Source organism: Sphingomonas aerophila, assembly GCF_014199305.1.
GTDB classification, from domain to species: Bacteria; Pseudomonadota; Alphaproteobacteria; order Sphingomonadales; family Sphingomonadaceae; genus Sphingomonas; species Sphingomonas aerophila.
Map to the genome: position 1 here is coordinate 73,130 of NZ_JACIJK010000008.1, position 20,911 is coordinate 94,040.

A 20,911-nucleotide genomic window follows, 5' to 3' on the forward strand; every position below is an offset into this window, starting at 1 on the left:
TTGGACGGCTGGCTGCCCTTATCACCCAAATCGGAGTGGACATTACCCACACACGGCATCACCCTCAAGTCTCGTTTTCGCCGGCGCAAGAAAGAGTTTCAAGGAATGCCGGAAATGTGAACGCGAGGGCGGCGTCTAAAGTTGCAAGATCCGCGGCGATCCCGAGCGAATGGAGGCTGGTAACCGGGTAGTCCGGCAGGCCGCAGGGAATGATGCCGCCGAAATGCGACAGGTCTGGAGCAACGTTGACGGCGAAGCCGTGCATGGTGATCCAGCGACGGACCCGGACGCCGATCGCGCCAATCTTGGCCTCACTTCCGCCCATCCGCGTCCATATGCCAACGCGTCCTTCTGCGCGGAACGCCTCGACGCCCAGCCTGGCGAGGGCGGCAATCACCCATCCTTCCAGCCCGTGTACATAACATCGTACGTCCCGCCCACGACGAGCCAGGTCCATGATCAGGTATCCGACCCGCTGGCCCGGGCCATGATAGGTGTAGCGACCGCCCCGCCCGGCCGGAAATACCGGGAAACGGGGCGTGATCAGCTCGCTCGGGTCGGCGCTGGTCCCTGCGGTGTACAAGGGTGGGTGCTCCAGCAGCCACACAAGTTCCTGCGCTTCCCCTGCCAGCACAGCAGCGGCGCGTTGTTCCATGATGGACAGGGCATCGGGGTAGGGGGTGAGCCCTGCTGTTACGAGCCATTCGGGCGTTGATGGCGACATCATGGAGAGCCTGTGGGAGCGCCCCGCACGGGTTGCAAGACCGTTCCGTGCCGCTACGGGTGGCGCGGGGCAGGCCAACGGGGAGGGGAACGGCGCCATGGTGTCGATGAGCAACATCTGGGACCAGACGGTGGAGGTGCTGCGCGGACGATCCGGCATTCTCACGCGGATTGCGATCCCGGCCATCTTTGTCCCCGCCGTGGTTCGCGACGGGTGGACGGCGTTCAGCGCGCCCGCGAGCACCCCGCCGCAAGCATCGTTCGGCACCGTTGGCAGCGTGCTGGGGTTCGTGGCAGCCCTGCTGATGATCTGGGGGCAGCTGGCAGTCACGGCCGTGGCGTCCGATCCTGCGGTCACGCAGAGAGAGGCTGCTGCGCTGGCTAGCCGCCGTTATGCTCCCGCGCTCGGCGTCTACGTGGTTGCTGGCCTGGTCTTGATCTTGCTGGCTCTGCCGATCGTGATAGCTTTGGCCGGTAGCGGCATCGACCTGACGGCCATGGCAAGCGGTGTTGCTCCCACGATTGCGCCCCCGCGGATCGGCTTTGTCGCGATCTACTCGCTCGTGTTGGTCGTCGCATTGATCCTCATCGCGGTGCGGTTGTTCCTCCTGACCCCGGTGATCGTCAATGAGCGGGCAGGGCTGCGCGCATTTGCCCGCAGCTGGTCCCTGACGGGCGGAAACGCCTGGCGCATCCTCGGCATCTATATCCTGTTCACACTGGTGTGGATCGTGGTGCAAGGAGCCGCCACTTTTGTGGTCGGGTCGATTGCGCGGCTGTTGATCGGCCCCGACGCTCCGCAACTTGTCGCTTTCATCGTGGCCCTGATTGGCGCGATAGCAACCACGGCCTATTCAGTGGTGCTGGCTGTTTTCGCCGCGCAGCTTTATGCGGCAGTATCCGGACGAAGGGCGGCCGACGTTTTCGCATGACCTTGCATCCCGTGCGCGTGCTGCGCGCCACACGCGCGCTGTGGCGACGCGACCGTTCGTTGTTGTTGCCCATCGCGGGCCTGTTCTTGTTCGTGCCGCAATGGGCGATATTGCTGCTGGTGCCCGAAGCGCCGCCATTTGAGGGTGGGGCCAACGAGCAGGCAAGCGCCGCTTGGAGCCAGGCCCTGTCGGCCTGGGTCGCGACAAACGGGCTTGCGTACATCCTTGCGGCGTTGGCTGGCCAGTTCGGGACCCTGGCGATCGCGTCGTTGTACATGGGGCCGGGCGCGGGGCAGGTGGGAAGCGCGCTGCGTCGAGCGGCGATGACCTTCGGTCGCTACCTGCTGTCGGCATTGATCGTCTGGGCGCCGATGATCGCCGGTGCCACGTTGCTGGTATCGGTAGGCGGCCCTGCACTGGCGGTGGGTCTGGCCCCCGTGCTGTACATAGCAGCTCTGGCGTTGCTGACCCTGGTCGCCCCGTCTGTGGCGGCCGGACCGGGTAGCGCGGCGCATGCCGTCGCACGTGCGTGGCGTGCGTCACGTGGCAGTCGCGGTGCATTGCTGGCGTTGGCGGCGATGACCATGGTGGCCAGCCAGCTTGGCGCGATGGTGCTTCTGGCGCTGGCCCACTCGCTTCGAAGCGGCGCGGGAGATAACCCGATCGTGCTCGCCATGGTGTATGCGGGCGCGTCGATGGTACTTGCCAGCGGCGCCCTTGTGCTCGCGCTGGCAGGGCCGATTATCTACCGGGCTTTGGCCAAATAGGGGATTTGCGGCGCGGCCTCGGTGGGAAGCAGCCCGATGGCGCGTGGGTCGGTAAAGGTCTCGATCGTACGCGCCACTGGCCGGAAGCCCTGCGCGCGATAGAAGTTCAGCGCCGACGGATGGTCCAGCGTGCAGGTGTGCAGCCAGACGCGGCTGATCCCCGGACGCCATGCCAGCGTCAGCGCTTGTGCCATCAACCAACGCCCAAGGCCTTGTCCGGCCAGCTCGGGGACAAGGGCGAAATAGCTGATCTCCGTTTCGCCTGCCCGGCGCAGATCCAGTTCGAGCATCCCGACCTCGATCCCGCGCGAATCGATCGCGGCGTAGACTTCCACACGGGGGTCACGGATGATCTCAAGCAGCGCGTCCTCGCTCATCACAAGGCGCGAGAACCAGAGCCACCGCTCCCCAACGCGGCGGAACAAGGCTCGGTAGCGCTCCGGCTCAGGGCTGTGCCATCGCTTGAGCCGCAGCGAAAATGACGGAGCGGGCCGGAGTGGTGGCGACTGGCGCATCTCCAGGGTAGTTACAATCGTGGCCACGTCCGAATCGGCTACGCGGGCCAGGCTCATCGCATCAATCCCATGTCGCGACCGGCGGCAGGCTCATCAGGATGGCATCGATGTTGCCGCCGGTCTTCAGCCCGAACAACGTGCCGCGATCGTAAACTAGGTTGAATTCGGCATAGCGCCCACGCCAGGCCCGCTGAACCGCCAGGTCCTGAGGAGTGAATGGCAATGCCATGCGGCGACGGACAATGGCGGGGTAAATGTCGAGAAACGCTTCACCCACGTCGCGGGTGAAGGCGAACGCTTCTTCGAACTCGCCCTCAAGATGATCGTAGAAGATGCCACCGACGCCGCGGTGGACCTGGCGATGCGGAATGTAGAAGTAATCGTCGGCCCATTGCTTGAAGCGCGGGTAGTAAGCCGGATCATGCGCGTCGCACGCAGCGCGCAGCCGCGCATGGAAGTCAGCGGTGTCCTGTTCGACGGGCAGGGGCGGGTTGAGATCGGCGCCACCGCCAAACCATTGCTTCGTGGTGCGCAGGAAGCGGGTGTTCATGTGCACCGCCGGGACGTGCGGGTTCGCCATGTGGGCCACCAGGCTGATCCCCGTGGCAAAGAAGCGCGGGTCATCGCCGGCGCCATGGATGGTGCGCCCAAAGTCCCCCTCCAGCGTGCCGCCTACGGTGGAGACGTTCACCCCGACCTTTTCAAAGACGCGACCCTTCATGACACCGCGGACGCCGCCGCCGCCAGGCGCGCCGGACTGGTCGACGCGGTCCCAGGGAAGAAATTCGAAAGACGCGTCCGATCCCGCGTCACGCTCGATTGCTTCAAACGCGGCGCATATTCGCGTCCGAAGCGCCTCGAACCATGCGCGGGCGGCGGCTTGCTGAGGGTCGAGCTCGATCATCGCGGCGGTCTAGCGAGGAGGGTCAAGCGGGCCAACCCGTTTGGCGCAGCGCTTCTCCCAGCGCTATTGCGCCGGCTACTGCGACGTTCAGCGACCGAAAGCCCGGCTTGAGCGGGATTGCGACCCTGAGGTCGGCGCGGTCGTGAACCGAGTCCGGCACGCCGGCGCCCTCCGACCCAAACAACAGGACGTCGTCGGGGCGGAAGGCTGCGGCCGGCAGGGGTGTCGCACCACGCGTCGTGAGCAGGACGATGCGGCCCGTGAGAGTTGCGGCGAAGGCGTCCCAGTCCGCGTGGCGTCGTACCTCCGCATCGCGGGCATAATCCATGCCTGCGCGCGCCAGGGCTCGGTCGCTCCAGGCAAAGCCCATCGGCTCGATCAGGTCGACCGCGACGCCGAGACACGCGGCCGTGCGCAACAAGGTGCCGACGTTGCCGGCGATATCGGGTTCGAAAAGAGCGATCCGCATGCTCGGGCCTTAACGGCGGATGACCCCCGCCGCAAAATCCGGTTGGAAACCCGAGCAGCCGTCGTTATCAGACCGCGAGCCTGGCCGTGGAAGCGGCCGGCATTTGGGTGCGCGCCGTCCGTGCGGGCATTCCGGAACGCAAGATCAAGGGTTCGATTGAATGGCTTCTGTCGACAACATGGTACCTCCCGGCGAGAGCGCCGAGCCGTTCCACGACCATGAGCCCGATCCACGCCGTCGTGACTTCATCAACATTGCCGCCGTTGCCTTTGCCGGCGTCGGCGCCGTCGCGATCGTGTTGCCGTTGATCAACCAGATGAATCCTTCGGCCGACGTGCTGGCGCAGTCGACCACCGAGCTCGACCTCAGCAAGATCGCGCCGGGGCAGGCGATCAAGGCCAGCTTTCGCAAGCAGCCGTTGTTCGTCCGCAACCTGACGCCGCAGGAGATTGCGGCGGCGAACGCCGTTTCCCTGTCCGAGCTGCGCGATCCGCAGTCGCTCGCCGAGCGGACCAAGGAAGGCAAGAGGAACTGGCTGATCACGCTGGGCGTCTGCACACACCTGGGCTGCGTCCCTCTGGGCGCCGGCGAGGGTGAGAATCGTGGTCCATTTGGCGGTTACTTCTGCCCGTGCCATGGTTCCGCGTATGACACGGCGGCCCGGATTCGGCAGGGGCCGGCGCCAAAGAACCTGACGGTGCCCGAATATGTCTTCACGTCTGACACGACCGTTACGGTCGGTTGAGGTAGTACCAGCATGAGCTTTCCCTGGGCCAAGCACTACGAGCCAAAGCAGCCGCTGATGCGGTGGCTGGACGAGAAGCTTCCCGTTCCGCGCCTCGTCTACAATGCCGTGGGCGCGGGCTATCCGGTGCCGCGCAACCTGAACTATTTCTGGAACTTCGGCGTGCTCGCGGGTGCGGCGCTGTCCATCCAGATCATCACGGGCATCGTGCTGGCGATGCACTATGCCGCCAACGGCGGCGTTGCGTTCGGCTCGATCGAGAGCATCATGCGCGACGTGAACGCGGGCTGGTTCCTTCGCTACGCGCACGCCAACGGCGCGTCGATGTTCCTGCTGGTAGTGTACATCCATATCGGCCGCGGCCTCTATTACGGTTCCTACAAGGCGCCGCGCGAGATGGTCTGGCTGCTGGGCGTGGTCATATTCCTGCTGATGATGGCAACCGCCTTTATGGGCTACGTGCTCCCTTGGGGGCAGATGAGCTTCTGGGGTGCGCAGGTCATCACCGGCTTCTTCTCGGCGATACCTGTTGTGGGTGAGACGATCCGCATCTGGCTCCTCGGCGGATTCGCGCCCGACAATGCCGCGCTGAACCGCTTTTTCTCGCTCCATTATCTGCTGCCGTTTGTCACCGCGGGCGTGATCATCCTGCACATCTGGGCGCTTCACATCCCCGGCTCGGGCAACCCGACCGGCGTGGACGTGAAGGGCGAACAGGACACCGTGCCGTTCCACCCGTACTACACGGCGAAGGACGCGGTCGGCCTGGGCGTGTTCCTGCTGGTATTCGCGCTGCTGCTGTTCTTCAGCCCGAACCTGCTCGGCCACCCGGACAACTATGTCGAAGCCAACCCGCTATCGACGCCGGCCCACATCGTGCCCGAATGGTACTTCCTGCCATTCTACGCGATCCTGAAGAGCTTCACCGCCGACTTCATCCTGCCGGCGAAGCTGTGGGGCGTGCTGGCCATGTTTGGCTCGATCCTGCTGCTGTTCTTCCTGCCATGGCTGGACTCGTCGCCGATCCGCTCGGCGAACTTCCGGCCCGCGTATCGCAAGTTCCTCCTCATCCTGCTGCTCGACTTGTTCGTGCTGGGCTATGTGGGCGGGGCGGAGCCACGGCCGTGGGTGATCCTGATGGGTCAGATCGCGTCGGCTTATTACTTCGCGCATTTCCTTATCATCCTGCCGATCGTCGCCCGAACTGAGCGTCCACGTCCTCTGCCGAACTCGATCACCGAAGCGGTGCTCGCGAAGCACGCAGGGCTGGGGCCGCACAAGTCGGCGATGGCCAGCTAAGAGGCCGATCCGCGGCCCGACCGAACTGCCCATTGGGGGACTGATATCAAGATGGTTCGTTTAATTGCATCCCTGGTCGGCGCGGCGTTCGTGTTCGTGCTCGGGCTGGCGCTGTTCGGCACAGTGTCGGACTGGATCACCAATCCGCCGCCCGAAAGCGCCGAACATGAGTTCCACCGCGAGGCGCTCGACGCCGGCCTGCCGTCCAACGGCGTGCTCGGCCGGTTCGATCGCCGCCAGGTGCAGCGTGGCTTCCAGGTGTTCCAGGAGGTTTGCTCCGCCTGCCACAGCCTGAAGTATGTCTCATTCCGCGATCTGCGCCAGATCGGTTATAGCGAAGCTGAAGTGAAGGCGATCGCCAAGGGCTGGAAGATCGAGCAGCCCTCGATCAATGCCGAGACCGGTGAAGCCTCGACGCGCCCGAACGTGCCGTCCGACCGCTTCCCGTCGCCATTCGCGAACGAAGTTGCTGCTCGCGCTGCGAACAACAATGCGCTGCCGCCTGACCTGTCGCTGATGGCAAAGGCGCGTCACAATGGTGCGAATTACATCTATTCGTTGGTGGGCCATGGTTATGTGAACCAGCCAGCCGAGCTGCTGCGCAAGTTCCCGGGCGCCAAGACCCCGACGGGCCTGCACTACAACCAGTACTTCGCGAACCTGAACATCGCGATGCCGCCGCCGCTGACCCAAGACGGGCAGGTCACTTATTCCGATGGCACTCGTGCAAGCGTGGACCAGATGGCGAAGGACGTATCAGCGTTCCTGACCTGGACGGCGGAGCCCAACCTAGAAGCGCGCCATTCCGCGGGCTTTGCAGCAGTGATCTTCATCCTGATCTTCTGCTTCTTGGCGTGGGGCGCCTATCAGAACGTCTGGCGCGACGTGAAGCACTGATCGACGCGCAAGCATTCGTGTGATCCGGGCGGGGGCGAAAGCCTCCGCCCTTTTCATGTCCGGACCGCCGCCGGAACCGCCGACGTTCACGCGACGTTCCTCATTTCAACGGCGCGTATCTGCCGCGCCCGCGTTGACGGGAGAGACCGGATGTTGATCAAGAGACTGGCAGCGGCAGCCTTGGCGCTGGGTGCTGCCCTAGGTGTTGCCGGCTGTGCCGACGGCTATGGCTATGGCGGGCTGTCTGCGGGCTACAGCGGGGGCGGCTATTACGGCGACAGCTACTATGACGGCGATGGTTATGGCGACCCGTATGGATACGGGTACGGCTATGGCGGCTCGCCGGCCTATTTCGGCTGGTACAATGACTACTATTACCCGGGCACCGGTCTTTACGTGTATGACCGCAACCGCCGCCCATTCCGCTGGAACGACACTCAGCGTCGATATTGGGAAGGTCGCCGCGGATCCTATGCCGGACGAGACGGTATTCGGAACAATTGGAACGGCTTCAGCAATCGGCCCGGGCGCGGTAATCGCGGCTATGCCTATCGCGGAAACGGCAACGGCACTGGCCCAGAGGGACTGGTTCCGCCTCAAAATGGGCAGTCCTATGGCGACCGCGGCTTTGCCGGGCGCAATGGGCAGAGCTATCGTCAGCGCGGTCCGAACGGTTTCGACGGGCGCGGCACTGGCGTAACCGCCCAACCCAATGCCGGTGGCGTTCAGCCGCAGGGCGGTGCGGTAGCCCCTGGCACGCGTAGCTGGGACGGCAATCGTGCGTATCGTGGCGGCAACGGTGGCTGGCGAGGAGGTGGCGCGACGGCGCAGCCGAACACCGGCGCGGCTCAGCCACAGGCTGGCACGAGCGGTGGGCGAAACTGGGGTGGTAACCGCGGCTATCGCGGCGGCGGCGGCAATGGGGGCGGCTGGCGCGGGCGTCGTTGAGACAAGTGGCGACGGTCGGGCGGTCCTGGGTAAGGGCGGCTCGGCCGGGCTGCCGAATAGTACACTTGCGTTGGTCTAACCTGCCGGCCTGGTCGCGATCATGGCGTTGCTGACGAAGGTGGTGACGGCCACATCATCCTGATTGAACACGGTCATCCGGCTCTTGACCAACCCCATCTCAGGCCGGCTTGCGGAGGGGCGGGCGGCCAGCACTTCCGTTTCGCAACGCAGCATATCGCCCGGGTGAACGGGGCGCTGCCAGCGCAACTCGTCCAGCCCTGGGGAGCCCAGGCTCGCCTGCTCGAACGCCTTCATATGCTCGACCAGCATCGCCATCGCCATTGCGCAGACATGCCAGCCGCTCGCCGCCAATCGGCCGAAGTGCGTCGCAGCCGCTGCCTCATCGGACAGGTGAAAGGGTTGCGGGTCATATTTTCGGGCAAAGTCGAGAACCTCTTCTCGCGTCACCGGGTAGGAGCCGAAACTGTGCTTCTCGCCGACGGCGATATCCTCGAAGAATCGCATTAGCTCGCCCCGTTTCCGATCAGCACGGTGTGGAACGGGGCATCGTCACCGTCCAGCCCCGAGCCGGCCGGGATGCCTAGCAAGTGGCGAAGCAACGGCGCGATGTCGGTGTTCGGAAAGGAGGGTAGGACGCGCGGACCGCGGAAGGCCGGACCGTGCGCGATGAACAAGGCGCGCATCTCGGGCGCCTGGTTGTCATATCCATGATTGCCGCCGACCTTGGTCCTGGTCGGGGCAGTCTTGACCACCTCCCAGCCGACATCCGCCAGACAAAGGTAGGGCGGGACGCGCGGGTGGGTGCCGAAGCGGAAGCGCACAGGGATGTCTCGCTTGGGCCAGCACTGCATGTGCGGGTGCGGACGAAGCAGCGCCGCTTCCAGTTTCCGCTCACGCCCCGGCTGGGCGAAGATGGAGGCATAAGGGCCGGTTTCGAGGACGCGGTAGTCGGACGGGTTCGCAATCTGATCCAGGGGGATCGTCCGCGCGCTTGAGGTTGCGGCCATGCCGTGATCGGCGACAATCACCAGGTTTGCTGGCTGATTCAGCTCTTCCAGGCCCGCCATGAGCCGGCCGACAGCCGCGTCCACCTCCGCCAGCGCTGGACGCATTTGCGGCGCGTCGGGACCAAAGTCATGGCCGGCGTGATCCACGCTCTCGAAATAGAGTGTGACAAAGCGGGGGCGGAAAGCTGCGGGCCGGCGCAACCAGTCAATCACGGCGTCGGTCCGCTGGTTGCTGGTGATCGCGCCGCCATACTCGTTCCAGTCGGCCGGCCGCTCGCCACCAATCGTGGTGTCGTCGCCGCGTTCGCGAATGCCGCCCAACCCGACATTCGCGCCGGGCCAGAACTCCGTCGCGGTATGCTGCCCCGCCTTTTGCGCAGTGACCCAGATCGGTTCGGCTGCTGACCACCAGAACGGGTCGTCGGTCGCCATGGTGAACTTCTCGCCGGGGCGGGCCGGGTCTTCCATTGAGTTGCCGACGATGCCGTGATGGTCCGGCACAAGCCCGGTCACGAGCGTCCAATGGTTCGGAAAGGTCTTGGACGGAAACGACGGAGCCATCGAGGCGCTGACCCCCTCGGTCGCCAATCGGGACAGCACCGGCGTTGCTCCGCGCTGCAGGTAATCGGGGCGGAAGCCGTCGATGGAGACAAGGATCGTGACCGGCTGGCGCTGCTCAGCCGGCGCAGGCCCGGCCTGGGTCACGGGTGATAACGCGGGTGGCGTGTTGGGCAGGGCGGAACACGCGCCCACAAGCAACGCAGTGCCTGCTGCCAACAACCGCCGTGCCGCCATGTACTTACCCTCGCCCAGTCGCCTGCGATGCCGAACGCGATGCCACGTCAAAAGCCGCCATGGCCGGCAATTATGTCAGACGTTGAAGCGGAACAGCAGCACGTCGCCGTCATGGACGACGTATTCCTTGCCCTCCTGGCGCAGCTTCCCGGCCTCTCGCGCGCCGGCTTCGCCGCCAAGCGCGACATAGTCGTCAAAGGCGATCGTTTCCGCGCGAATGAAGCCGCGCTCGAAATCCGAGTGGATCGCGCCTGCAGCCTGGGGTGCCTTGCTGCCCGCAGGAATGGTCCAGGCACGCGCCTCCTTGGGGCCGACGGTGAAGAAGGTGAGGAGGTGGAGCAGCTTGTACCCCGCGCGGATCACGCGGGCGAGGCCGGTCTCCTTCAGCCCGAGCTCAGCCAGGAACTCGCCGCGATCTTCCGGCGCCATAGTGGCAATTTCCGCCTCGATAGCGGCGGACACGACCACGGCCTCGGCACCTTCGGACGCCGCCTTTTCGAACACGCGTGCGGAGTGGGCGTTACCCGTCGCGGCATTCGCCTCCTCCACGTTGCAGACGTAGAGGATCGGCTTGGCAGTCAGCAGCTGCGCCTGGGCGAGGTGGCGTTCTTCATCGGCGTCCTTCGCCTCGGTCAGGCGAGCAGGCTTTCCCTCGCGCAACAGATCCAGCGCGCGGGCGAGAACGGTGGCAGCGCTCTTCGCCTCCTTGTCGCCCTGCTGACCCTTCTTGATGAGGTTGGGGACACGCTTCTCAAGGCTGTCGAGATCGGCGAGCATCAGCTCGGTTTCTACAGTCTCGGCGTCCGCGATCGGGTCCACCTTACCCTCTACATGGGTGACGTCGCCATCCTCGAAGCAGCGCAACACATGCACCACCGCGTCCACTTCCCGGATGTTGCCCAGGAACTGGTTGCCGAGCCCTTCGCCCTTGGACGCCCCGCGAACCAGACCGGCGATGTCGACAAAGGCGAGCTGCGTTTCGATCACCTTGGCCGAGTTCCCAATCTGGGCCAGCTTTTCCAGCCGGGGGTCAGGGACCGCGACGTTGCCGACGTTCGGCTCGATCGTGCAGAACGGATAGTTCGCGGCCTGTGCCGCGGCGGTCTCCGTCAGCGCGTTGAAAAGGGTGGACTTGCCCACATTGGGCAGGCCCACGATGCCGCAGCGGAAACCCATAACGATGCCTTGCGAGAGATTGCGAAAGCGGCGTCCATAGTCATGCATGGGCGCAATGGCCAGCATGGGTATGAGCCCGACACCGTCGGGCGTCGTTCGGCCACGTTTCGACGCTCGATCCCGCGTGACTTGGTGACGAGTTTGAAGGAATATGGTCCCATCATGACCAAGTGCCCGCGATTCAGGGCACTTAGCGAACGGGGTGACTGTGCGGAGCAGATGCGCATGCGTGGTGGTTGGACTGTTTGCAGCCTCGCCCGCGCTTGCCGATGGTCCCGTGTCCACGCGAACTCTTCATCTGACCCAGCCAGTCAGCATTCCGATCAGGGCCGATTTCCGCCTTCGGGTCGCGGTGCCGGCGAGCGAGCCCAATTGGCGCATGATTGGACCGGATCCGCTGGCGCGCCGCAGCGCGAGCGGGGCGTTGATCGACTTTTTTCCGTTTGACGACCGCTTTCACCTGTCTGCGGGCGGGCGACTGCTGAGCCGCTCGTTTGCGCGATCGACAGACCCGGCGAGCCTTCAGCTGTTGCCTGCCATGCGGACGGGCTCCGCTCGTGCAGGCCGGCGGTTCAGCCCGGCGATGCTGATGGGGTATAGCGAGACGCGCCCCAACGGCCTGGCTTTGGGGCTGGATGCGGGTGTGCTGGTGGGGCAGACCGATCCCAGCCCCGACTTTCGGATTAGGGGCGGCGACCGCCCCCGCGCTCCGCGGGGCGTGAACGGCCTTGCCCGGATGACGGTGCGCTACCCATTCTGATCACCAGCGATAGTTGAAGCTGATGCTGATCCGTTCGCCCTTGGCAGCGTTTGCGACAACCTCATGCCGAAGCCAGCTTTCCCAAAGAAAGACGCTGCCGGGCGAAGGCTCGGCGTAGACGAAGCTCGGCTCAGAGCGCGGCGGGGCTGCCATCAACATGGGCAGCCGCGGGTCCTCCAGCTTCAACGCGCCCGCGCCGGGCGGCACGGCGATGTACACGGTGCCGGAGACTACGCTGTGTGGGTGGATGTGACCCGAATGCGCGCCGCCGGGCTTGAGAACGTTGACCCACAGGCTGTCGAGCTTCAGCCTCCGCCCGCCAAGTTGAAACCCGCAAGCCTCGGCAAAGCGGGCGACGTGGCGGTCCAGCTGGCGTTTCAGGTCAGCAAAGGCCGGGTCCCGATGCGGCAGGTCGTTGAGCGACGCGTAGGAGGTGTAGCCGCGATAGCCATGCTCTCGCGACCAGCGTACGCCTGCTCGATCCTCCTGCGCGAGGTCGCGGCACGCTTCCTCCAGCTCCGCGACCAGGGCGTCGTTGGCGAGCGTATCCTCGTAGAACAGGGTCGGGAACAGCGAACGGGTGCTCATGCGCCAAGCCTCGATGCGACATCATTCATGAACCGAACATCGTCGCCCGTGGCCAGCCACGATGCCTCGCCCGCCACCGCTCCGAGCATGTCGGCGAGCGGGTCCAGTTCCGCCTTGGCATAATTGCCGAGCACATAGCCGGTGACGCGATCCTTGTGGCCGGGATGGCCGATGCCCAGGCGTACGCGGCGGTAATCCTGCCCCAGATGCTGGTCGATCGAGCGCAGCCCGTTATGCCCCGCCGCACCGCCGCCGGTCTTTACCTTGACCCGAAAGGGGGCGAGATCGAGCTCGTCGTGGAAAACAGTTAGGGCTTCTGTGCCGAGCTTGAAGAAGCGCAGCGCCGCGCCGACTGCCTGGCCCGAATCGTTCATGAACGTCGCGGGCTTGAGCAGCAGGACCTTGGCGGTGCCGATGCGCCCTTCCTGGGTCCAGCCGGTGAACTGCTTCTTGATCGGGCCGAAGTCATGCACTTCGGCGATCGCATCCACCGCCATGAACCCGACATTGTGCCGGTGCATCGCATATTGCGGGCCAGGGTTGCCCAGGCCGACCCAGATCTGCACTGAACTGCCTTTCAATCGACCATCAACCAAGCCTCATTGGGCAACGTGTTGGTCCGTGAAGCAAAAAGGGCAGGGGACGTCGCCGCCACCTGCCCCCGATTGCTCCGCGCAACGATGTGTTACGTGGCCGGCGTCTCTTCAACCGCGCCATCCGAGCTGCGCAGCGCCGACGGCGCCACGATCGTCGCGATGGTGTAATCGCGATCGGTGATCGCGCTGGTCACGCCTTCAGGCAGCGTCACGGCCGAGATGTGGAGCGAGTCGCCCACGTCCAGGCCGGCGAGCGACACGTTGATCTCGCTGGGGATCTCGGCGGCGTCGGCGATCAGCTCCAGCTCGTGGCGGACGATGTTGAGCACGCCGCCCTTCTTCAGGCCGACCGACTCTTCCTCGTTCGTGAACACGACCGGCACCGCCACGGTGACGGCGGTGTGCTCACCGATGCGCAGGAAGTCGGCGTGAACAGGACGGTCCGTGACCGGGTCGAACGCGACATCCTTGGGCAGGGTGCGCGTGCCGTTCACCATGACGACCGAGTTGAAGAAGTGGCCGGTGTGCAGCGCGCGCGACAGCTCCTTTTCCTCGAGGTGGACGGAAGTGGGCTCCTGCCCGGCTCCATAAATGACGGCGGGGACGCGGCCTTGACGACGCAGCGAACGGGAGGCTCCCTTGCCAACCCGATCACGCGTCTCGGCAGCGAGCGTAATGGTGTCGCTCATGCTGATGCTCCGAAACAAAGGGATATGTTCTTCCGCCACGCCTCCAGGGATGACCATGGACGGAAGCAGGCGCGCATAGCGGGGAGAGGCCGATTTGGCAACTCAGTCCGCTATCGCGAGATTGAGGTGCGGCAGGTCAGTAGGCGACCCGTTGCGCCTTGACCCCGTCCTTCAGCAACTGCGCCTGAACCGAGTCACCGCCCGCAAGATGACCGGCGCCAACCGCGATGAACACGGTGCCCGGTTGCTTCAGCCGGTTCTCGATCCATCCAGCCCAGCGCTTGTTGCGGTCGAGCAGCAGAGTCTTGGCGACCTCTGGCGAATCCTTCAGGCTGTCGTTCATTTCCTTGGCCAGCGCGTCCGGCTTGCCGGCTGCCCAGTCCGCGACCATGCTGCCCATGGTCTTGTCGAGCGTCGGCAGCTCGTCAACGGTGCTGGTGAGGAACTGCATCTGCGCGGTGTCTGACAGGCCGTCGAAATAGCCAAGCTGCTGTTCGGCGGTTTCCAGCCCGATCACGGGCTTGCCGGCCTGTTTCGCGGCCTCCGTTAGCACCTCCTCGGGGCCAGCGCTGGTGTCATATCCGAGGCGGCTGAGCGGTAGCACGGACAGGTTGGTCGCCGCGAGCCATGGACGCATGCGATCAAAGGCGCCGGCTTGCAGGCCGAGTCCGGTCAGCGCCTGTGTGAACGCCTGACGCTTTGCCGCGGGCAACTGCTGCGTCAGCGTTGGCCCTGCGGTGGTCATCCCCTTTGCCATCACCAGCTTCTGCATGGCGGCCGGATCCGGCATCACCAGCTCCAGCACGACTTGGTCCGACTTATCGAAAGCGGCCTTCACGGCCTCGTCGAACCAGGTGAGGCCGGGTTTGAGCACATGGATGGTGCCGAAAAAGTAGATTGTCGTGTCCGGGTCCTTGACCACCCACAGCGCGGGATCGGCGTCGTTCGGATCGGGGGCCTTGGTCGCGACCGGCTGATCGGGCGTCGGCTGCTTCGCGCAGGCGGGCAGGGCAAGTAACAACGCGATCGCGGTGGCAGTCAGCTTCATGGGCGTGTTCATGGGCACCTTTGGCGGGAGATGAAAGGCCGGCTGAGGGTTCTTGCCGGGAAAGCGTGACCAAATGCTAGCATGGGGGCGGCACCCCGTCGGCACAGGGTTCCGCTTGCTTGACCGTCTTTGGCCCATCCGCCAAAGCCCCGCCGTGACCCAGCCTCTCTCGTTCCAGCGAATGATCCTGACGCTTCATGACTATTGGAGCGATCGCGGGTGCCTGATCCTGCAGCCTTATGACATAGAGATGGGGGCGGGAACGTTCCACACCGCCACCACGCTGCGCGCGCTCGGCCCGGAGCGGTGGAATGCCGCTTTCGTGCAGCCTTGCCGGCGGCCGACCGACGGACGCTATGGCGAGAACCCCAATCGGCTGCAGCATTATTACCAGTATCAGGTGATCCTGAAGCCGAGCCCGCCCGACCTGCAGGACCTGTACCTCGGCAGCCTGGCCGCGATCGGCATCGACACCGGCCTGCACGACATCCGGTTCGTCGAAGATGACTGGGAAAGCCCGACGCTGGGCGCCTGGGGCCTTGGCTGGGAGGTTTGGTGCGACGGCATGGAGGTGACGCAGTTCACCTATTTCCAGCAGATGGGCGGTTTCGACATGAAGCCGGTCGCGGGCGAGCTGACCTATGGGCTCGAGCGGCTGGCCATGTACATCCAGAACAAGGACAGCGTGTACGATCTGGCGTTCAACGACCAGGGCGTGACCTATGGCGAAGTGTTCCTGGAAAACGAGCGCCAGATGTCGAAGTGGAATTTTGAGATCGCCGATACCGAAACGCTTTTCGACCAGTTCCGCAAGGCGGCGGCGGAGTGCGAGAACTGCCTGGCGGCCGACTTACCGATCCCCGCGTATGAACAGGCCATCAAGGCGAGTCATACGTTCAACCTGCTCCAGGCCAGGGGCGTGATCTCCGTGGCCGAGCGACAGGCTTACATCGGCCGCGTCCGCGACCTCGCGAAGGGTGCATGCGGAGCGTATATGGCGAAGAACGGGTGGGCGGCGTGATGACCGACTTCCTTCTCGAACTTCGATCCGAAGAGATCCCGGCGCGCATGCAGGACAAGGCGCGCGACGACCTTGCCCGCCTGTTCACGGCTGAGCTCTCCAGGGCGGGTCTTTCCGCCAGCGCCGTCGTTACCTTTGCCACCCCGCGCCGCCTCGCCCTGATCGCCCGTGGCCTGCCGCTCGCGACTGATGCCGTGTCCGAAGAGGTGAAAGGTCCGCGCGCGTCCGCGCCGCCACAGGCGCTGGAAGGTTTCCTGCGCAAGACTGGGCTGACGCGCGATCAGCTGGTCGAACGCGACGGCGTATTCTTTGCAGTGACCAGCAAGCCTGGCCGTGCCACCGCCGACGTGCTGGTTGAGGCCATTCCGGCCATCATCCGCGCATTTCCCTGGCCCAAGTCGATGCGCTGGGGCGCGGCCTCCGCCAGCACGGAGTCGCTCCGTTGGGTTCGCCCGCTCCACGGCATTGTAGCGTTGCTCGGCGAGGAGATCGTTCCGGTCGAGATTGCAGGCGTGACCGCGGGCGCCGCGACGCTCGGCCATCGCTTCCACCATCCGGGCCAGATCACGATCGGGTCGGCGACGGACTATGAGGAGAAGTTGCGCGCCTGCCATGTCATCGTCGACCAGGACGTGCGCGCCGCGACTATCCGTGACACGGCGGACCGTCTCGCGGGCGAGGCTGGGCTTGAGCTGATCGCCGACGAGGGATTGGTGCGCGAGAATGCGGGCCTGACCGAATGGCCCGTGCCGCTGCTGGGCCGCTTCGACGAGGCATTCCTGGACGTCCCGCCCGAGGTAATTCAGCTCACCGCCCGGGTGAACCAGAAGTATTTCGTCTGCCGCGATACCTCTGGCAAGCTCGCCAACGCTTTCATCTGCACCGCGAATATAGAGGCGAGCGACGGCGGAGCGCGCATTGTCGAGGGCAACCGCAAGGTGCTCGCGGCTCGCCTGTCGGATGCACGCTTCTTCTACGACACCGACCTGAAGGTGCCGCTGGAGGACCAGGTGGCAAAGCTCGACCGCATCGTCTTTCACGAGAAGCTGGGCACGGTCGCGGACAAGGTCGACCGCGTCGCCCGGCTCGCGCGCTGGCTGGCGGCGGAGGGTATCGTGCCCGGCGCTGACCCCGACCATGCCGAGCGTGCAGCGCGGCTGGCGAAAGCGGATCTCGTCACCGGCATGGTGGGCGAGTTCCCGGAGCTTCAGGGTCTGATGGGCGGCTACTACGCTGCAGCGCAAGGTGAGGACCCGGCCGTCGCAGAAGCGGTGCGCGATCATTACAAGCCGGTCGGGCAAGGGGACGAGGTGCCGTCCGCACCCGTCACGGTCGCCGTCAGCCTGGCGGACAAGCTCGATACGCTGCTCGCCTTCTTCTCGATCAACGAGGCGCCGACCGGGTCCAAGGATCCGTTTGCATTGCGTCGCGCGGCGCTGGCGTCGCTGGCGCTGATCACCACCCACGGCCTTCGTTTGTCATTGGAGGCCATCATGCAGCAGGTCGGCGGCGCCGTGATCGAGCAGCATGGCCGCCGTGTCGCCTCACGTGCGGTGACGCAGGACCTTGCCGCGGCCGAGCGCCTGGGTGCCCCGGCCGACTTCGTCCATGAGGAAGGCTATGAGCGCAAGGTCAGCTTTGAGGGCGAGGGCGCTGCGCTGGTCAGCCTGATGGAGGAAGGGCTTCCGAAGTTCTCGCCCTTTATCCTCGACCGCCTCAAGGTGCAGCAGCGCGAAGCGGGCATTCGCCACGACTTGATCGACGCGGTATTCGCGCTGGGCGGGGAGGACGACCTTGTTCGCCTGCTCGCCCGTGTGCGAGCATTGCAGGCGTTTGTCGGGACGCCGGACGGGACCAACCTGCTGGCCGGTTACAAGCGCGCCGCCAATATCCTGAAGAAGGAGGGCTATCAGAGCGGTAACACGCCAGTCGCGCCGAGTTATTCGCCCGAGCCGGACGAAGCGGCACTTCACAGCGCGCTGGACACGGCCGAGCCCGCCGCCGTGGCCGCTATCGAGCGCGAGGATTTCGAGCGGGCGATGGCCGCGCTTGCCAGCCTGCGTGCGCCGATCGACTCATTTTTCGACACCGTCACGGTCAACGATCCCGATCCCGCGAAGCGCGAATCAAGGCTGGCGCTGCTGGAGCGTGTCCGCGCGGCCGTTCACCAGGTTGCAGACTTTTCCCGCATCGAGGGGTGAGATCGTTCACAATCGGGTAGAAACCACCTGATAGCGATACCTCGCTTGCGGCCCCTGTGCTGCCGTGCACAACGCTTGTCATAACAGTTGAGAGGGCAGGTGAGCATGGCATCGGCGAGCACCCGTGACAGGACGCAAGCGGACGAGCGGTATGTGTTTCGGTTCGGCGGCGGCCGCACCGACGGGCAGGGGCGCAGCAAGGAACTGCTTGGCGGAAAGGGTGCCAACCTTGCCGAGATGGCCTCGATCGGCTTGCCAGTGCCGCCGGGCTTCACCGTCTCGACCGCAATGTGCACGCGCTTCTATGACGAGGGCGAGCACTTCCCCGACAGCCTCCGTGCCGAAGTGGCTGACGGGATCGCGCATATCGAGGCAGTGACGGGCAAGCGCTTCGGCGACGCCGCTGATCCGTTGCTGGTGTCCGTCCGGTCTGGCGCGCGCGTGTCGATGCCCGGCATGATGGACACGGTGCTGAACCTCGGGCTCAACGATCAGACAGTGGAGGGGCTGGCACGCGCGTCCGGCGACGATCGATTCGCCTGGGATAGCTATCGCCGCTTCATCCAGATGTACGCCGATGTGGTGCTCGGCCTCGACCACCACGGTTTCGAGGAAGCGCTGGAGGTGGCGAAGGAGGATCGTGGTTTCACGCTGGACACCGAGCTGTCGGCGGCTGAACTGCGTGAGCTGGTGGACGAGTACAAGGCGCTGGTCCGGAACGAGTGGGGCCGCGACTTCCCACAGAATGTGCAGGACCAGCTATGGGGCGCGATTGGCGCGGTGTTCGGCTCGTGGCAGTCGGAACGCGCCAAGGTCTATCGTCGCCTGCATGACATTCCGGCGAGTTGGGGCACGGCCGTCAATGTTCAGGCCATGGTGTTCGGCAACATGGGTGACACCAGCGCCACGGGCGTTGCCTTCACCCGCGATCCGTCGACGGGCGCGAATGCCTTTTACGGCGAGTTCCTGATCAACGCGCAGGGCGAGGACGTCGTTGCCGGCATCCGCACGCCGCAATACCTGACCCGCGCCGCGCGTGAGGCCGCAGGCGCAAAGGCGGCGTCGATGGAAGAGGCTATGCCCGCCGTCTATGCCGAACTCGCCGACGTGTTCCGCACGCTCGAGACACACTACCGGGACATGCAGGACATCGAGTTCACGGTTGAACGGGCCAAGCTGTGGATGCTGCAAACGCGATCGGGCAAGCGCACGGCAAAGGCTGCGCTAAAGATCGCGGTCGACATGGCGAATGAGGGGCTGATCACGCGCGAGGAGGCCGTCGCGCGCGTCGATCCAAACGCTCTCGACCAATTGCTCCACCCTACACTCGACCCGAACGCGCGGCGCGACGTGATCGCCAAGGGCTTGCCCGCCAGCCCCGGCGCTGCCTGCGGGCAAGCGGTGTTCGATGCCGACACGGCCGAGAGATGGGCGGCCGATGGCAAGGCCGTGATCCTGATCCGCACCGAAACCAGCCCCGAGGACATTCATGGGATGCATGCGGCGCGCGGCATCCTGACGGCACGCGGCGGCATGACGAGCCACGCCGCCGTAGTAGCGCGCGGCATGGGCCGTCCCTGCGTCTCCGGCGCCGGCACGATCTCCATTGATGCCAAGGTGGGCGTCATGCGGGTCGGCGGGCGCGAGGTGCGGCAGGGCGACACGCTGACCCTGGACGGATCGACGGGCGAAGTCATGGCGGGCGAAGTCGCGACCGTGCAGCCGGAGCTGGCGGGCGACTTCGGCGTGCTGATGGGCTGGGCCGACCAGGTGCGCCGCTTGCGGGTGCGGGCCAATGCGGAAACGCCCAATGACTGCAAGGTTGCCCGCGACTTCGGCGCGGAGGGCGTTGGCCTTTGCCGCACGGAGCACATGTTCTTCGATGCCGCGCGGATCACGGCGGTGCGTGAAATGATCCTGGCATCCGATGAAGCGGGCCGCCGGGTCGCGCTTGCCAAGTTGCTGCCAGAACAACAGGGCGACTTTGCCGAGATCTTCCTGGTGATGGCGGGCCTACCCGTCACCATCCGCTTGCTCGACCCGCCGCTTCATGAATTCCTGCCGCATGAGGAAGCGGAGTTCGAAGAGGTAGCGAAGGCCACCGGCTTGTCAGTCGAGGCGTTGCAGCGCCGTGCCGCCGAACTGCACGAGTTCAACCCCATGCTGGGCCATCGCGGCTGCCGTCTCGGCGTGACCTATCCCGAAATCTACGAGATGCAGGCGCGAGCTATTTTCGAGGCGGCCATCGAGGTCGCGGAAAAGACCGGCCGCGCTCCGATTCCGGAGGTGATGATCCCGCTGGTCGGCACCCGGCGCGAACTGGAATTGATGAAGGCAGTGGTCGACAAGGCCGCAGCCGCCGTGTTCACCGAGCGCGGGCGCACGGTGGACTATCTTGTCGGGACGATGATCGAGTTACCCCGTGCAGCGCTGAAAGCGGGGGAGATCGCCGAAGTCGGGGAGTTCTTCTCCTTTGGCACCAACGACCTGACCCAGACGACGCTGGGCGTGAGCCGAGACGATGCCGCGCGGTTCCTGGGCGCTTATGTCGAACAGGGCATCTATGCGCGCGATCCGTTCGTGTCGCTCGATGTCGAGGGCGTCGGAGAGTTGGTGACGCTGGCTGCGGAGCGCGGCCGCGCGACTCGTCCGGGGATCAAACTCGGGATTTGCGGGGAGCATGGCGGGGACCCGGCAAGCATCACGTTTTGTGAGGCGGTCGGTCTCGATTATGTCAGCGCGTCACCATATCGCGTCCCGATCGCTCGACTGGCGGCAGCGCAAGCGGCTCTCAACGCCCGTCGATGATC

21 protein-coding genes are annotated in these 20,911 nt (G+C 65.1%); 10 read left to right on the forward strand and 11 right to left on the reverse strand.

Annotated elements, in window-relative coordinates; translation table 11 throughout:
- Positions 1 to 64: 64 nt before the first annotated feature.
- Positions 65 to 727, reverse strand: a complete 663-nt coding sequence (gene lipB / locus FHS94_RS13380) for a lipoyl(octanoyl) transferase LipB (protein ID WP_184058691.1) — start codon at positions 725 to 727, stop codon at positions 65 to 67.
- Here lipB and FHS94_RS13385 point away from each other — a divergent pair.
- Positions 726 to 1,655: a DUF7847 domain-containing protein gene (locus FHS94_RS13385; RefSeq protein ID WP_184058693.1), complete on the forward strand. Its 930-nt coding sequence runs from the start codon at positions 726 to 728 to the stop codon at positions 1,653 to 1,655. The two genes, lipB and FHS94_RS13385, sit on opposite strands and share 2 nt — an antisense overlap.
- Entirely contained in the window at positions 1,652 to 2,422 is a 771-nt protein-coding gene (locus FHS94_RS13390) for a hypothetical protein (protein WP_184058695.1), read from the forward strand. The genes FHS94_RS13385 and FHS94_RS13390 overlap by 4 nt, the downstream gene beginning before the upstream one ends.
- Here FHS94_RS13390 and FHS94_RS13395 read toward each other — a convergent pair.
- From FHS94_RS13395 to FHS94_RS13405, 3 genes are read right to left on the reverse strand one after another with little or no spacing between them, the layout of a single operon-like run.
- Positions 2,401 to 2,994, reverse strand: a complete 594-nt coding sequence (locus FHS94_RS13395; protein WP_184058696.1) for a GNAT family N-acetyltransferase — start codon at positions 2,992 to 2,994, stop codon at positions 2,401 to 2,403. The genes FHS94_RS13390 and FHS94_RS13395 overlap by 22 nt on opposite strands.
- A 4-nt stretch (positions 2,995 to 2,998) precedes the next feature.
- On the reverse strand, positions 2,999 to 3,841 hold the full coding sequence (gene hemF / locus FHS94_RS13400; protein WP_184058698.1) for an oxygen-dependent coproporphyrinogen oxidase: 843 nt from the start codon (positions 3,839 to 3,841) through the stop codon (positions 2,999 to 3,001).
- A 22-nt stretch (positions 3,842 to 3,863) separates the two neighbouring features.
- Positions 3,864 to 4,310, reverse strand: coding sequence for a tRNA (cytidine(34)-2'-O)-methyltransferase (locus FHS94_RS13405; protein ID WP_184058700.1), 447 nt, complete (start codon positions 4,308 to 4,310; stop codon positions 3,864 to 3,866).
- Between the two features lie 160 nt (positions 4,311 to 4,470).
- Here FHS94_RS13405 and petA point away from each other — a divergent pair, with 160 nt between their 5' ends.
- The 4 genes from petA to FHS94_RS13425 all read left to right on the forward strand — a co-directional run bounded on the left by petA (position 4,471) and on the right by FHS94_RS13425 (position 8,199).
- Entirely contained in the window at positions 4,471 to 5,055 is a 585-nt protein-coding gene (petA, locus tag FHS94_RS13410) for a ubiquinol-cytochrome c reductase iron-sulfur subunit (RefSeq protein ID WP_184058702.1), read from the forward strand.
- Between the two features lie 12 nt (positions 5,056 to 5,067).
- Positions 5,068 to 6,354, forward strand: coding sequence for a cytochrome b (locus FHS94_RS13415; protein WP_184058704.1), 1,287 nt, complete (start codon positions 5,068 to 5,070; stop codon positions 6,352 to 6,354).
- 51 nt (positions 6,355 to 6,405) lie between these two features.
- Entirely contained in the window at positions 6,406 to 7,251 is an 846-nt protein-coding gene (locus FHS94_RS13420; protein ID WP_184058706.1) for a cytochrome c1, read from the forward strand.
- Positions 7,252 to 7,401: 150 nt separating this feature from the next.
- Positions 7,402 to 8,199 carry a hypothetical protein gene (locus FHS94_RS13425; protein WP_184058708.1) on the forward strand — a complete coding sequence of 266 codons (798 nt, stop codon included), beginning with the start codon at positions 7,402 to 7,404 and terminating at the stop codon, positions 8,197 to 8,199.
- A gap of 75 nt (positions 8,200 to 8,274) precedes the next feature.
- Here FHS94_RS13425 and FHS94_RS13430 read toward each other — a convergent pair whose 3' ends face one another.
- From FHS94_RS13430 to ychF, 3 genes are all read right to left on the reverse strand, one after another.
- Positions 8,275 to 8,724, reverse strand: coding sequence for a MaoC family dehydratase (locus FHS94_RS13430; RefSeq protein ID WP_184058710.1), 450 nt, complete (start codon positions 8,722 to 8,724; stop codon positions 8,275 to 8,277).
- Positions 8,724 to 10,022 (reverse strand): alkaline phosphatase family protein, encoded by a 1,299-nt coding sequence (locus FHS94_RS13435; protein WP_184058942.1) that lies wholly within the window; start codon positions 10,020 to 10,022, stop codon positions 8,724 to 8,726. The genes FHS94_RS13430 and FHS94_RS13435 overlap by 1 nt, the downstream gene beginning before the upstream one ends.
- Positions 10,023 to 10,097: 75 nt before the next feature.
- On the reverse strand, positions 10,098 to 11,198 hold the full coding sequence (gene ychF, locus FHS94_RS13440; protein WP_184058944.1) for a redox-regulated ATPase YchF: 1,101 nt from the start codon (positions 11,196 to 11,198) through the stop codon (positions 10,098 to 10,100).
- A 277-nt stretch (positions 11,199 to 11,475) separates the two neighbouring features.
- Between ychF and FHS94_RS13445 the strand changes: the two genes are divergently transcribed.
- Entirely contained in the window at positions 11,476 to 11,958 is a 483-nt protein-coding gene (locus FHS94_RS13445; protein ID WP_221234776.1) for a hypothetical protein, read from the forward strand.
- Here the strand turns inward: FHS94_RS13445 and FHS94_RS13450 are convergent, their stop codons facing one another.
- The 4 genes from FHS94_RS13450 to FHS94_RS13465 form a co-directional block, all read right to left on the reverse strand.
- The gene (locus FHS94_RS13450) at positions 11,959 to 12,546 is read right to left on the reverse strand and encodes a TIGR02466 family protein (RefSeq protein WP_184058714.1); all 588 of its coding nucleotides are present in this window, start codon (positions 12,544 to 12,546) and stop codon (positions 11,959 to 11,961) included.
- Positions 12,543 to 13,112, reverse strand: coding sequence for an aminoacyl-tRNA hydrolase (gene pth, locus FHS94_RS13455; RefSeq protein ID WP_184058716.1), 570 nt, complete (start codon positions 13,110 to 13,112; stop codon positions 12,543 to 12,545). Before pth ends, FHS94_RS13450 begins: the two co-directional genes overlap by 4 nt.
- A gap of 119 nt (positions 13,113 to 13,231) precedes the next feature.
- A complete protein-coding gene (locus FHS94_RS13460) occupies positions 13,232 to 13,831 on the reverse strand; it encodes a 50S ribosomal protein L25/general stress protein Ctc (RefSeq protein WP_184058718.1) in 600 nt (199 codons plus the stop codon).
- A gap of 136 nt (positions 13,832 to 13,967) precedes the next feature.
- The gene (locus FHS94_RS13465; RefSeq protein WP_184058720.1) at positions 13,968 to 14,891 is read right to left on the reverse strand and encodes a TraB/GumN family protein; all 924 of its coding nucleotides are present in this window, start codon (positions 14,889 to 14,891) and stop codon (positions 13,968 to 13,970) included.
- Positions 14,892 to 15,060: 169 nt separating this feature from the next.
- Here FHS94_RS13465 and FHS94_RS13470 point away from each other — a divergent pair, with 169 nt between their 5' ends.
- The 3 genes from FHS94_RS13470 to ppdK all read left to right on the forward strand — a co-directional run bounded on the left by FHS94_RS13470 (position 15,061) and on the right by ppdK (position 20,909).
- Complete coding sequence (locus FHS94_RS13470) at positions 15,061 to 15,900, forward strand: glycine--tRNA ligase subunit alpha (protein WP_184058946.1); 840 nt, start codon at positions 15,061 to 15,063, stop codon at positions 15,898 to 15,900.
- Positions 15,900 to 18,101 carry a glycine--tRNA ligase subunit beta gene (gene glyS / locus FHS94_RS13475; protein ID WP_184058949.1) on the forward strand — a complete coding sequence of 734 codons (2,202 nt, stop codon included), beginning with the start codon at positions 15,900 to 15,902 and terminating at the stop codon, positions 18,099 to 18,101. The genes FHS94_RS13470 and glyS overlap by 1 nt, the downstream gene beginning before the upstream one ends.
- Before the next feature lie 105 nt (positions 18,102 to 18,206).
- Positions 18,207 to 20,909 carry a pyruvate, phosphate dikinase gene (gene ppdK / locus FHS94_RS13480; RefSeq protein ID WP_184058722.1) on the forward strand — a complete coding sequence of 901 codons (2,703 nt, stop codon included), beginning with the start codon at positions 18,207 to 18,209 and terminating at the stop codon, positions 20,907 to 20,909.
- Positions 20,910 to 20,911: the final 2 nt, after the last annotated feature.